At 46.0% G+C, this 13495-nt stretch carries 12 protein-coding genes, 2 tRNA genes and 1 pseudogene; 8 read left to right on the top strand and 7 right to left on the bottom strand.

The window, feature by feature from the left end; translation table 11 throughout:
* The first annotated feature begins 124 nt into the window (after positions 1-124).
* On the top strand, positions 125-649 hold the full coding sequence (locus tag EL173_RS09620; RefSeq protein ID WP_005687690.1) for a hypothetical protein: 525 nt from the start codon (positions 125-127) through the stop codon (positions 647-649).
* A 66-nt stretch (positions 650-715) separates the two neighbouring features.
* On the opposite strand, the gene EL173_RS09615 is transcribed toward EL173_RS09620, so the two are convergent.
* From EL173_RS09615 to EL173_RS09595, 5 genes are all read right to left on the bottom strand, one after another.
* Entirely contained in the window at positions 716-1204 is a 489-nt protein-coding gene (locus EL173_RS09615; protein WP_015764546.1) for a MucBP domain-containing protein, read from the bottom strand.
* 36 nt (positions 1205-1240) lie between these two features.
* Positions 1241-1879 (bottom strand): NAD(P)-dependent oxidoreductase, encoded by a 639-nt coding sequence (locus EL173_RS09610; protein WP_005687692.1) that lies wholly within the window; start codon positions 1877-1879, stop codon positions 1241-1243.
* 365 nt (positions 1880-2244) lie between these two features.
* Positions 2245-2317, bottom strand: a tRNA-Thr gene (locus EL173_RS09605).
* A 4-nt stretch (positions 2318-2321) separates the two neighbouring features.
* Positions 2322-2393: transfer RNA gene (locus tag EL173_RS09600), tRNA-Glu, on the bottom strand.
* Positions 2394-2594: 201 nt separating this feature from the next.
* A complete protein-coding gene (locus tag EL173_RS09595) occupies positions 2595-3113 on the bottom strand; it encodes an AAA family ATPase (protein WP_005689944.1) in 519 nt (172 codons plus the stop codon).
* Between the two features lie 294 nt (positions 3114-3407).
* Between EL173_RS09595 and EL173_RS09590 the strand changes: the two genes are divergently transcribed.
* The 6 genes and pseudogenes from EL173_RS09590 to EL173_RS09560 all read left to right on the top strand — a co-directional run bounded on the left by EL173_RS09590 (position 3408) and on the right by EL173_RS09560 (position 9541).
* Positions 3408-4106, top strand: a complete 699-nt coding sequence (locus EL173_RS09590; RefSeq protein ID WP_223390971.1) for an SGNH/GDSL hydrolase family protein — start codon at positions 3408-3410, stop codon at positions 4104-4106.
* Positions 4107-4315: 209 nt separating this feature from the next.
* Positions 4316-4807 carry a FeoA family protein gene (locus EL173_RS09580; RefSeq protein WP_005689941.1) on the top strand — a complete coding sequence of 164 codons (492 nt, stop codon included), beginning with the start codon at positions 4316-4318 and terminating at the stop codon, positions 4805-4807.
* A pseudogene (gene feoB, locus EL173_RS09575) lies at positions 4794-6903 on the top strand (ferrous iron transport protein B). Before EL173_RS09580 ends, feoB begins: the two are co-directional and overlap by 14 nt.
* Before the next feature lie 54 nt (positions 6904-6957).
* A complete protein-coding gene (locus EL173_RS09570) occupies positions 6958-7128 on the top strand; it encodes a FeoB-associated Cys-rich membrane protein (RefSeq protein WP_005689935.1) in 171 nt (56 codons plus the stop codon).
* Positions 7129-7333: 205 nt separating this feature from the next.
* The gene (locus tag EL173_RS09565; RefSeq protein WP_005689934.1) at positions 7334-8986 is read left to right on the top strand and encodes a phosphoenolpyruvate carboxykinase (ATP); all 1653 of its coding nucleotides are present in this window, start codon (positions 7334-7336) and stop codon (positions 8984-8986) included.
* Positions 8987-9223: 237 nt separating this feature from the next.
* Positions 9224-9541: a thioredoxin domain-containing protein gene (locus EL173_RS09560; RefSeq protein WP_005687704.1), complete on the top strand. Its 318-nt coding sequence runs from the start codon at positions 9224-9226 to the stop codon at positions 9539-9541.
* Between the two features lie 167 nt (positions 9542-9708).
* On the opposite strand, the gene EL173_RS09555 is transcribed toward EL173_RS09560, so the two are convergent.
* Positions 9709-10845 carry an alpha-L-fucosidase gene (locus EL173_RS09555; RefSeq protein WP_005689930.1) on the bottom strand — a complete coding sequence of 379 codons (1137 nt, stop codon included), beginning with the start codon at positions 10843-10845 and terminating at the stop codon, positions 9709-9711.
* A 217-nt stretch (positions 10846-11062) separates the two neighbouring features.
* A complete protein-coding gene (locus EL173_RS09550; RefSeq protein ID WP_014571416.1) occupies positions 11063-12493 on the bottom strand; it encodes an MFS transporter in 1431 nt (476 codons plus the stop codon).
* Positions 12494-13069: 576 nt separating this feature from the next.
* Here EL173_RS09550 and EL173_RS09545 point away from each other — a divergent pair.
* Positions 13070-13492 (top strand): hypothetical protein, encoded by a 423-nt coding sequence (locus tag EL173_RS09545; RefSeq protein ID WP_005689926.1) that lies wholly within the window; start codon positions 13070-13072, stop codon positions 13490-13492.
* Positions 13493-13495: the final 3 nt, after the last annotated feature.

Below are 13495 nucleotides of genomic sequence, written 5' to 3'. Positions count from 1 at the left end.
AACCTATGATTCCGAGTCGGGAAATTTAACAACGAGTGGCTACTAAAGTTCACTAGCTTGACCGCCTCTGTGTGAATTGGCATCATGTTAATATGAGTCCTTGTAAGTGAAGGGAGTGTCATTTTTGGATAAACGATTGCAAATACGTCAGCAGAAAAAGCATCGTCATCGTGGCTTGAAAATTTTTTCGATTGTCGCGGGTCTTATTGTACTAATGGCTGTGTGCGGGATCTTTTTCTTTCCGCAGATTAATAACACGATTCGCAATGTCACTGGTAACGACACACCAGCTGACAGTGCAGTTAAAGCACGGATTGTGTCAGGTATTACTGCTCAAAAAACCGGCAACCCGGCAACAGATGCTGTTTTACAGCGAGCAGCTGATACGATAAAAGAAACGAAAATGAGTACGATTATGAAAGCTGCGCAGGATCAGGACCAGGCAGCTACATTGCTGCAAAAGGCGACGGGTGTTAATCAGGATCAAGCAAAGTTAGCTGCAACTGTTCTCTTTAAAGAACAGTCGGTGACACCGATTCGCCAGGCAATTGCTTCTGGTGATTATTATCAGGCCTATCAAGATGCCAAGTCATTGCAACAACAAGGTGATACGAGTTCATTGCAGAGTATCTTAACGGGCCAGCAATAACATAAAATAGCTTCGATCATGACAGATTAACAGTCAGATCGAAGCTATTTTATTGGAATTGTTGCCTTAGGTTGGCTGGTACGTAAAAATCAGCTCGTTATGTGATCGGATTAATCGTCCTGTGACAGTTTTATCGGACATCACCATGCCCCCGGGAAGCAATGCGTGGTGATAATGAAACCCTGAAAAGTTCGGTGCGGTAAGCTTGAATTGATGACCGGTTTTGGTGTGTAGAACTTGCACATCACGAAGCGGTTTTTGGTGACTATCAAGGTATTTAATCACAAGTGTGGCTGGCTTAGGTTGGTGGATGAGCGAGTCGGCAGTTGTATAGACAAAGGTAAGCTCCGGGGTTTCGCCGCTCATGGTGCCAGCCACAGTCGGATCCTTAACATGTTGTCCATTAGGAAGGATTGCTTTTTGAAAATCATAGCCAATCAATGGCGGTGCGGTTAGGCGAAAATGATGGTCTCTCGAGTTCATTAAGTGATTATCCGGACCTAGTGCTTTACCGTTTTCATCAACATAATGAACAGTTAGTCTGACTTGTATCAATTGATCCTCATCCTTTTTGAACTTGAAAATCACTTATCAAGCATTGCGGGCAGTAAAGCGTGCTTGCTTAATCGTTGGCTGCTCTAATTCATCCAGCAGTGCTACTGCTAATGTGCCGCTATTTAATACCGACTTTCCCTGACTGTCTTTTAAAAGGGTATTGTCGCCGCGCACGTATTCGGTTGCCGGACCATGTTGAAAAATCATACTTGGTGAAATACCAAGCCAGTTAACGTTGTCAGTCCATTGCAACAACTGATATTCTCTGAGCTGATTCTTGGGCGTGTTGATGAAGGAAGGAGCGTGGGGGTCTTTCTTTAACAAGTCATAGAGACGTCCTCCGTCAGTTTCTAGGCTGCCAGCACCGAGAATAAAAACGATGCGTGGGGAAGTAGTCTCGCGCAGTTCATGAATCAGGTGGTCGGCTAAGTCGATGTGCAGATAGGCTTGGTCCACGGTGGTGCCAAAAGCATCGACGACAACATCATAATTTTGTAATTCGTTGTGCGTAAGTGTAAACGCGTCTTGCTGTATTAATTCCGCGTCTGGTGGTAAAATGCCAACTCCCTTGTCTGGGTGGCGAACATAGCCAGTCACCTGATGGCCGCGTTTCAAGGCTTCTTTAAAAATAGCCGACCCCGCATTGCCGGTAGCACCAATAATCGCAATTTTCATGTATCACAACATCCTTTCGTGGCGAGTCGTTTCAATGTTTATGATACACTTACTAAAAGTAGATAGACAATTAAACAAGTCTAAAGTTAGTCATCTTTTTCCGCAAATTTGTTTAAATACTAGAAAGTTAACAATACAACGGTAAGGACAATTGACATCAACATATAGAACTAATCCACATTCAGAGTGATTTGTTTTTGTGAAATTGGTGATGACTCATACCACCTTGTAAGCCCTTAATAGTGGCCTTTTTGAAAACTAAACGGCCATTGGCGCAAAAATGATGGTTTTCCGGACCAGAACTTGATTAAAAAAATCGCAGACGTACTGGTTTTACCAGTGCATCTGCGATTTAAGTTGTATGATGCCGGCTAGGTGACTCGAACACCTGACCCTCGGTTTACGATACCGATGCTCTACCAACTGAGCTAAGCCGGCATAATGACCCGTACGGGATTTGAACCCATGTTACCGCCGTGAAAGGGCGGTGTCTTAACCACTTGACCAACGGGCCATCGCTGAACAACAAGTAAGATTATACAGGAGCAGTATTGCGCTGTAAAGACTTTTTGTGCGACAAAATTATTTTAGATTTTTTAGATTCTACAGAGACGTTTGTGAATTTAGAAAAGATTCTAAAATGCCACAAAAGTTTTGTACAAGGCTATAAATCAGTTTGACCTTACATTCGGCGATCACTACAGCAGGAATCAGCTTAATGGGATAGTTTGCTGATCATTGCCGCAGTTTGGGCGGGGACAAGAGCCGTTGTATCCAACTTAGTGCTATTGACGGTTGTATACTTTGGCAATCGCGCAATGGCCTTCGGAATAGCATCCGCCGTTCGAATGCCAGCGTGAATATCAGCAGTAATATTTCGCTTTAATTTCTCTGCACTGGGCATCAGCGATACATTTACCACTTGAACATTTTTCAGCATTAAACCACCCAAAACATCATCAATGATTTCTTGTTCGTCCATTACCCAGCAAAACACAATATTAATCAAGTCCGGTGCTTGAATAAACGCGTTCAGTAAATGGTGGATATTATCCATTACCATCGCTTTGGTCGCATCATTCACCACAAATGGATCCATTGCCCAACACCAGTCACCGTCTAGCATCACCGCTTGAGGCAACCGCTTAACCAGTTGTTCGCTAACGGCTGTCTTACCGGCTCCCATAGGTCCGCCAATCAAATATAGTGTTTTTGTCACGCTGGTCATCTCCATTTTTAAAAAAGAGTGCTAACTGTTAACCAGCTAGTTGCTTTTTAGTATATCAGTTCTTAAGGTAAAACGTGCCAAAAAAATCGTAGATAGCTGCTTCTATTTGAGACGTTAAATGTAGCCGAATTCTAAAAGTGCCAGAGTCTAAAAGTCCTTTTTTCGATACAATTTTCGACCCTGTTAGGCGCTTATATATGCTATGATCAAACGGTAACAAAATGATCGAAGGGGTGCGAGATGCATAGACAAAGAACGCATTTAACAAAAGGGTGGCTTTGACCGGTTGTCTTACTAGCTGTGGTCTTGATCGCTGGAGGTATCTGGTTTGGACTTAACCAGCAGGCTCAAGCAAGGGCGCAGCAGGCAGCCTCATCATCGCGGGTTAAAGCGCGTTCGGTTGCGCGTTCACGCTCGGCTGCCAAAGCCAGTCAAGCCGAGGCGTCATCCCGAAAGGCAGAAGACCCGGTTTATAAAGATTTTGCTGATGAAGGGCTTAGTTATCATCAGGTTCAAGTCGCTAAAAAGATGCCGATCACAGCAGTCGGGGATTCAGTGATGCTGGGTAGCGCTTATCTGTATAAAGAAATCTTCCCCAAGGTTGATCTGGATGCAACGGTTAGTCGTCAAATTTATCAGGCGCCAGAGCTTTTTAAGTCACTCGCGGCGTCTGGTAGATTAGCCGATACGGTTATTATTGGGTTGGGGACGAATGGAACCTTTACAGATGAAGCTTTTCAGTCGATTATGACCAGTATTGGCAGTAAGCGACAGGTGTATTGGATCAATGTTCGTTCTGATGCCGAGTGGACAAATGAAGTTAATCGTGATCTTGTGAAAATGGCAAAACGTTATTCGAATTTACATATTGTCGATTGGTATGCTGCTTCGGCGGAACACGATAATTGGCTTACAGCGGATAAAACCCATCCGACAACTGAGGGGCAGCTGCATTACGTTGCGACAGTTGCTAAAGCGGTTTTAGCGAAGTCAAAGTAAGGATATAAACGAGTTCGGTTGGCGAAAATGTTGGCTTTGTATGACGATGAGGTTTGTTGATGGTCGTTTGATTCTGGAACAGGTGGAACAGGTTTCCGGACGCAGGAGTTTGCGTGGAAGGCCTCGCACGCAATGGTCAAAGGCGGCCGCTTACATTCCGATCCCTAACCGCGCTGGGTCGCGCTCACTCATTTTTGGAGGTGGTTTATATGCAGGCTTTGCTCGATATTAATCAGCCTGGTGCTTATCTATTGATGAGTGTCGGGGGAAGTGCTGCTTTGCGGCGCCATCTTGCTGAAATGGGACTTGTGATTGGTAAGAAGCTGACGGTGGTGCAGCCGGCAAATAAAGCTACCGGGTTGGTTATTTTTTTCCAAGGACAGCGATTGGCGATTAGTGATGAGATTGCCGGTTTACTCGTGGTGCAGCCGTTTGCCATGGATGACCATCAGCCTGCTGTTGCGTTGGGGGAGTTAGCTTTGAATCAAGTGGGCCTGATTCGCACGATTAAGGGTGATCCCCCGTTGCGTCATCGCTTGATGGATATGGGATTGACAAAGGGAACACTGGTTAAGATTCACCAAATTGCGCCTTTAGGTGATCCGATTGAGCTTGCGGTTCGCGGTTATAAGCTGAGTATTCGCAAGCAAGATGCAGCTCATGTGTTCGTAACGGAGGTGGGTGCCGATGGACATGCATGAAACTTTAGCACTCGTAGGAAATCCTAACAGTGGTAAAACAACTTTGTTTAATGCGCTGACCGGTTCTAAACAGCATATTGGTAATTGGCCCGGAGTAACCGTCGAACGCAAATCAGGCCGGCTAAAAGCCAATCATGCCTTGGTGCTAGAGGACTTACCAGGTACGTATTCTTTGTCGCCATACAGCAGCGAAGAAATTGTGACCCGCGATTTTTTGCTCGACAATCAACCGGATCTGGTGATAAATGTCGTTGATGCCACCAATCTTGAACGTAACCTGTATTTAACGTTGCAAGTGATGGAGACTGGTCGGCCGTTGATTGTGGCGCTGAACATGATGGATGTGCTGGAAAAAAACGGCCATCGCAGCATTAATTTGAAAAAATTAAGTTATGCACTCCAAGTACCCGTTATTGGCACGAATGCAACTAAAACTGCCGCATTGCAGGAACTGGTTCAGACCATCCAAGCACCGCTACCGAAGCCGTATACTTTTCCCGAGTATGATCCGCGACTCGAATCAGCCTTGACGATGCTGGCAGAAGTTATTGGCGATCGTGTTCCCCAAGAACGGGTGCGGTGGTATGCAATCAAGATTTTTGAAAACGATCCGCAAGTCATGGAAAAATTGGCTTTTTCACCTGCAGAGCAAAAACAGGTCACGGAGATTTTACATACGGCGGAGCATATTTTTGAAGACGCCAGTGACAGCATCATTGTCAACGCACGATATGACTTCATTGCGCGGGTGATTGCCATGTGTGGTCGATCAAGATGATTTTGTGATGTCGATGAGTGATCGGATTGATCGGATTGTGACGAATCGCTATCTGGCTTTACCGATCTTTGTTGTCGTCATGTGGGCGGTTTATTATCTTTCAATTCAGACGATTGGAACCATAGGCAGCGATTATCTGAATGATACGGTGTTTGGCAGCTGGCTTCCGAGTGTGGTCGGCGGGACGTTGAAAAGCTGGGCAGTTGCACCATGGTTATCCGGTTTAATCGTGGATGGTTTAATCGGTGGCATTGGGTCGGTTTTAGGTTTTCTTCCTCAGATTATCATGTTGTTTTTGTGTCTGGGCATCCTTGAAGACTGTGGCTATATGGCGCGCATTGCTTTTGTGATGGATCGGTTGTTCCGACGTTTCAATTTAAGCGGAAAGAGTTTTATTCCGATCCTGATTGCGACTGGCTGCGGCGTTCCGGGAATTATGGCGACCAGAACTATTGAAAGTGAAAAGGATCGACGCATGAGTATCATGTTGACCACGTTTATGCCATGTTCGGCAAAATTAACCGTGATCGCATTGGTGAGCGGCACATTTTTCCCCAACAATAGCTGGGGGGCGCCGTCAGCGTACTTTATGGGGATTGTCGCGGTTGTTTGTTCCGGCATCTTCTTGAAGAAAACCGCCTTGTTTGCTGGACCGCCTGCACCATTTGTGATGGAGTTACCAGCGTATCATTTGCCCCGGCTGACCAACCTTTATCGCAGTGTGATGTCGCGCGCACGGGCATTTGTGCATAAGGCTGGAACGATTATTTTTCTGTCATGTGTTTTGTTGTGGTTTTTGTCGAACTTTAATTTCACTTTGCAGATGGTTCCGGAAAATCACAGTATGCTACGTGCAATCGGCGGCATATTGGCACCGCTGTTTGCGCCATTGGGTTTTGGTGATTGGCATGCAACGGTCGCTACATTAGCCGGCTTGATTGCAAAAGAAAATTGCGTCGGAACCTTGCACATTAGTTTTGGTGCTAGTGGTTCCGGGAGCTTTGCCCAGACGTTACGCGCGACTTATCCAGCGATGGCAGGGTATGCATTTTTGATGTTTAACCTGTTGTGCGCGCCATGTTTTGCGGCTATTGGAACGATGTATAAAGAATTTGGCGATGCGCGGTGGACATGGCGGGCTGTTGGCTATCAAACCGGGGTGGCGTACTTGTTGACCATGTTGGTTTATCAAAGCAGCCTGATTTTCACTGGCCAAGCAGGTGGGTTGAGCATCGTATTAGTAGGGCTTGCAGCAGGACTCATCATTTACGGTTTGTGGCTCAAGCGCCCAGTACCGGCAATGGCTGCGAGCTATTGAACCAGTCATGATAGAAAACTTGGTTGTAATTTAAATATACGAGGAGTCTTGAACATGGCAACATGGATAATTGGTAGCTTAGTTGTGTTGACGATTGCAGTGGTTTTGTACCGGACCTTTTTCCGTAAAAATAGAGCGGGCGGCTGCAGCCAGTGTGAAGATATTGGCTGTCCTTTAATTGATCATGCTAAAGTGATGCAGGCCAACAAGCAGCGTAAAGCTTAGGCGACGGGATTTATCCAACCCTACCCGTAACGGTTGTTGGGTGATGCTTACGGCTTAATTTTTAGCTGCAGCGGCTATTTTAAAATTCGCGTTGTTTACGACAAGTCTGTATAATCAGGTTGTGAAAGCCTTTTCAAATGGATGAAGTTCGGGTTTTCTTTTGGTGAATTTTGAGGAGAATCCGAGCGGTTAGGGGGATGCAACCATGACGAGTAAGCAGAAGTTTCCAGTCAGTGATGTGACAGCAACAAGCGGCTATTTTTCCGCGCTCAAGGCAACGGTCGAAACAGCTTTTTATGGTAACAATGTTCAGGCGGTGACGACGATTGCGGCAGCCTATGCATTGGCTAAAAAAGCACCTGGTGTCATCGTAACCGATTTGCCGGTTCAACATGCCAGTGAGCTTGGATTGCCTGAAGATGCCCGCGTTCTGGTTGCAAATGACGGACAGGTGGTGGGGCGCACGGCAGCCGCACGTCGTATCATCGGCCAGCCCGGGGTTGATACTGCTGAGCTGACGAAAATTGCACGCGAGGCGGTCTTTGCAGGTACACGCAAATCATTTTTGAGTGGACATGTGGTTGTTGGCTTGTCGGCTGATTTCGCAGTTGAGGCGCATTTGATGGTGCCGGAAACCTACGCCAACAACCTTTACACTTATTTGCTGAACTTTCAGATTAAAACGCCTGAAGCAACGCAGCAATATGAGCAGTCGCGGCCGCTTCCGGAAGATGATCTTTATCTTTATGCTGATCCTGACTGGCATCATCCGGATTATCCGGACGGCTTGGCAATTTTTGATCCGTTGCATAATGCCGCCATTATTTTAGGCTTGCGGTATTTTGGCGAATTGAAGAAGGGAACGCTGACACTGGCTTGGGCAACCGCGCATCGAAACGGTTTTGTTGCCTGTCATGGCGGGATGAAGCAGTATCAGCGACAAGATGGTACCTTCACGATGGCAGCGTTTGGCTTGTCAGGCTCCGGCAAGTCCACCATCACCCTGACCAGTCATGGTGACCGGTATCCGGTTAAGGTGTTACACGATGATGCGTTTGTCATTGATCGGCAGACCGGTGCGACCACCGCGCTTGAACCGGCATATTTTGATAAAACCCAGGATTATCCAATGAGCGACCCGAATACGCGTTATTTTCTAACGGTTCAAAATGTTGGCGTTACGCTGGATGATCACGGTAAGAAGACGTTGGTGACCCAAGATATTCGTAACGGGAATGGTCGGACCGTTAAATCGCGTTATGTGACGCCTAATCGGGTGGATCATTTGGTGGAGAGCGTTGACGCTATTTTCTGGATCATGAAAGACGATGCTTTACCACCGGTTGTCAAAGTGGAGGATCCAAGCTTAGCCGCAGCCTTTGGGGCAACTTTGGCCACTAAACGCTCCACAGCCGAAAATGTGCGTGCCGATGTCGATCGGGAACAGTTGGTCATTGAACCGTTTGCCAATCCTTTTCGTAGTTATCCGCTGGGAGAGGATTATCAGGATTTCTATGATTTGTTCCAGCAACGCGGCACGGCTTGTTACATTCTTAATACCGGTTTTTTTCAGGGACAAAAAGTCAAACCAAGCGATACATTGGATGCGATTGCTGCGATTGTGGATGGGACGGCGGCGTTTAAACCATTTGGCCCATTGCCTGCCATGCGCTATTTGAGCCTGCCGAATTTTGCGGTGGACTTTAGCAATTCGGCTTATCGGGCCTTATTACGGCAACGATTGGATGATCGCTTGACGTTTTTAGCCGATAAAGCAACCGTCGCTGACGGGTATGATCGCTTACCGCTTGCGGCAACTCAGGCTTTGGAAAAAGTCGCGGCTGCCTTAGTTGAATGATCATAATCAGATGCCTATAAAAGTGGCTCGCCCAGGAGCAACGAACGGCGTATCAAGGGGAACCTGCTTGCCATTCTTGAAAATGCTGGTACGGTTGGTTTCCAAACAGCCATGTGCGCACTGAATTTGATGAGTTGACATTGCAAAAATAGGCGGAATAAGGGATAGTAGAAACAAAATGAGACATGCGCTTTAGACCCAGATCGAGGATAAGCATGAGTAAGGGAGGAAATGCGTATGGCTATTCACTTTGTGGTATATGAAAAGCCCCAGTGCGAATCGTGCCGCTTGACGAAACGCTGGTTGCTGGCTCATCATCAGCATTTTCGCACTACGAATCAGCGCGGTGAATCGAACTTGGTGGATACGAGTGCGGAAGATCCGTTGAAACGTGCTTGGAGTGCCCAGAAAGTCGTTAAGTTTCGAGCGGATGGTTATGATCGGTTTCCGGTTGTCCGTGTGCGTGACGATGAGACCGGGGATGTGCTGGCTACTTGGAGCGGCTTTCATCCAGAAGCATTGGCAAGCTGGGCGGCGATTAATCAGCTGAGTTAACTGGTTTTAACGCCATGATCAAGCGCACACTGCTGAAGGGCTGGTTCAATAATCTGAATTAAAAAACGCTAGGAATCGCATCGTCTGACTGTGGCCGATGTTCCTAGCGTTTTTTGTTGTGGTGATGACTGAACATAGCTCGGTTTAATCCGTTTTGGATTGGAGCGTTAACGATCGCTAAGTTGCTGCAGTATTTTCATCTGGTACGGTGGAATGTTGCCATAGCGATCGGGGCCGACGTTAAGTAGTAAGCGGCCACGTTTAGGATGGAGTGTTGCGATCAGCTTTTTGACTGCGGCGGTTGTGATGTAGTCTTTAGATTGGCTGAATTGGTTGTAGCCAAAACTTTTATCCATACCGCGAGTCATTTCGAAGTAGCGCTTATTTTCCTTCCAGTCACTGTTATATTCCAGTGTCCGATAATCGTAATATTTGAGCTCGCCGACATCACCGGGATGTTTGCGTTCTTGGTTCATGACGTACTTTGCGGCGATATTAAAAACCGCCCGCCCTGGCTTATTGCGCAGCCAGTTGGGAAATTGGCGCCAGCGGTCATTGACTAAGCCGTCAGGAACCTGATCGTAGTAATACCTGAATAAATCAGGCAAACCCGGATCGTCAGGATAGCCGATGTCACTCCACAAAATATCCGAGTGATAGCGGTCAATCAGTTCATGCCAGTGCGCCCGTGCGTACTGGTTATAAATTTTTGATCGGTCATTTCCTAACATCAGTGAACCGTAATCAGCGATGGGCACGTGCGGGAAGGTCCAGTCTAACAATGAAGAATAATAAGTACCGAAATGCATGCCGCGGGCGCGAACTGCCTGTGCTAATTGGCCAACGAAATCAAAGTCAAGGTGATAATCAGGTTGATACGGATTCGCTACGTCGGTGTCATACAGCACAAATCCGTCATGATGCTTTGTCACAATGACCACATACTTCGCGCCGGCATTGGCAAAGGCATCCGCCCAGGCATCAACATCGACTTGCTGGGCACTTTGCTTAAACGTTTTGGCAAAGTCCGAGTAAGGCGCATTGCCATAATGTTCACGATGGTAACGGGCAGCGGGGCTGTCAGGAAACAAGATACTGTTGGCATACCATTCCGCATACGGTTGATTAGCAAAAAAGAACTTCAGCGGCTTACTTTTGATGAAAGTATCATAATCCGGCACATTGGTCGGTGCAAAAGCCGGGACACTATAAAGCCCCCAGTGAATCATAATGCCGAAATCTGCTTGTTTAAACCAAGCAGGGGGATCGTCGCGGTGAATGTTGACAGGTGATGGTTTAACCATAAACTATACCTCCAGTGAGCGCGAGCCGACTTCTGCGCCGGGGAGCGCGTTATGATGTGAGCGTGAGCCAGCGCGGGAGAAAACGGAGTGTAAGCGGCCTTGGACGTGATGGCCGGGCTTTGGCCATTGCGCCCAAGGTCCTTACACGCAGGTTTCTGCGCTGGCGAACGCGTTAATGTGAGCGTGTAATAGCATGCTCAATTCAAGTAACTAACAATTAGACCCGCTTATTTTTCTGACTTGCAGCTGCAGTTTTGGCGGCCAATTCCGCATACATCTGGGTCCGTGCCTCACCTTGCAATGGGTATTGCTTCGTTAAAAGATAAGCTACAAGCGAAAAGACTGCAGGTAAACCGAATAAAACCACCCCCAGGCTTTTAAGCAAACTGTCGGGAATGCGGGTGGCTTTTTCCAGTATTTGCGCATTATAGCCAACTAACAATAAGGCTAATCCAACGCCAATTGTTGCCAAACCCGACTGCAGCTTTTGGAGAAACATGTTAACCGCATTGATCGTTGCTTCCATTCCCGAATTGAGTTTAAGTCGATTATAATCCATGGTTTCCATGATGATGAGGTTAGCTGGCACAAATTGGGCGCCGGCTAGGGTCATGACAATTCCGATAAGAAGATAGAAAAGCCAAGGATTATGAATGACCTGAAATTCGTTGATCGCAAACATGATTAGCAGAAACGGAACCATTCCCAAATAGCAGATTTGAACGCCTCGAAGTGCTGACATATATTTCATGGCTTTTTGGGAAATTAACGTACCGCCGATTAGGGTGACTAAGGTCAGGAGCCCGAAGTACATGGACTGAATACCTAAGTTGGCAACGCCGAATGCGTACTTAATGTAGTAAAGCGATGTTGCCGTCAGTAACGCCCAGACAAAGCCGCCAACAAAAGTGAAATAGAGATTGACGCGAAATGGCTTATTGATTTTTACCATCCGGCCGACATCACGTAACTTTGGCGGCTTGGTTCCTTCCGCAACAGGCCCTTCTTTGACCATGAAGCCGCCAATTAACGAGATGATTAAAAATGGAATGATGATCAAATCTACGGTCAATGGAATATTTGGACTTTTTTTAGTTCCCAAGAAGCTGGCAATCGCCATAAAAAACGCGAAGACCACACCGACAACATTGCTGGTAATTCGTGGCCAGGAAATTAATTTAGCCCGAATTTCCTGATCAGCGGACATGGTGCTGGTCAGCGGAACCGTGACGATAATGGTTGCTGAAAACATAAATAAGAAATAGGTGATGTAGAGGTAGACTTCTTTGCCGAAATCACTTAAGTTTTGGGGAATGTGAAACAACATCATTCCCAAAATGCCGGTAAAAAAGGTGCCAATCAGAACATACGGTTTAAATTTCCCCCAACGAGTTCGGGGTGAAATGTCAATCAAATAGCCAGTCCAAAGGTCATTGATGGCATCCCAGAGCCGTCCGACGAATAATAGCGTGGTGGCGACTGCCGCTGCTTTGCCAGGGACGTTGGTGTAAATCCCGGAGTAATCGGTAATAAACATCATCAAAACAGCAGTATAAAGATAATACGCGGTTGTGCTGATCAACCCCATGGCATTAACGCCGAAGAAAGTCCGTGAATCTAAGGGGTAATTCTTTGGATAACCCTTCAATGTAAAATCCTCCCAAGAATCAAATAAGTGCGGTGACAAATTAAAAAGGTTTTCGCAACTCGATTTTTGAGTTTTGACCATAAGATTTTTAACTTGCAGGCTTCTTGACTCGATTATAGGTGATGTTTTTAAAACATGCTATTAACTGCCTCGAATTGTAAACATCTTCGTTTTATAACCGACCCTGCAATTAGAATCTTTATGGCTGGGATTTGCACGGTTGTTGGAAAATATTAAAATATAAATGCAAAATATCCAAAAAATATTTTCGTTATCTTATTTTTAATGCAAGTAGATACTAAATGGCTGCCTTCAAGAAATCACCCTGTCAAGACAGGGTGATAAGGCATAGATAAAACAAGTTTTCACAAATAGATACATTGCGTGCAATGTCAGGGAAAACGGTTTTCACAGACTGGTGTCATGTCTGCAAATCCCAATAATAATGGCCTTTGTAGCGGTTATATAACGTTAGGTATTTAAATATTAGCATATAATTATATTGATTATAAGCCATTAACAAGTATAATTAAGTCTGTAAGTTGATGAACTCACAAGATTAGGAGGGACTTTTAAATGTATGCAGTAAGCAATGAACCTAGTTATGTTGAAGTAATTAATCAAAATCTGGAACGCCTTCTCGTGTTTGAGACTGTTTTTAAAGAGTACGTCCACACATGCAAGAACATCGAGAAAGGAAATTGCTATGCAAGCGAAAGTCTCGACCGCTTGCGACTTTATTTCACCAAAAATGTCATTAAGTTCTGTAATTTCGTAGATAGTGTCAATGCCGAGTCAGCACCATGCAACTATGCTGCCTTTCATAAGGTACTGGTAAGTGGTCTTTGCGGTATTCGCAGCGGCGTTTTGAATATGTTGCAGGCGATCGACACGGATCAGGTAGATCATGAACGATTTGCGGCCGGATTAGCGGAACAGCAAGCAGCTCGGGCTCAAATCGATTCGGCTTTTTCCAAGATTCTTGATCCGATCTTTTAGTCC

Origin of the sequence: Lacticaseibacillus rhamnosus (genome assembly GCF_900636965.1) — a bacterium.
Taxonomy (GTDB): Bacteria; Bacillota; Bacilli; order Lactobacillales; family Lactobacillaceae; genus Lacticaseibacillus; species Lacticaseibacillus rhamnosus.
Note: the sequence above shows the minus strand (reverse complement) of the source record. Positions and strands in the feature narration are given on the sequence as shown.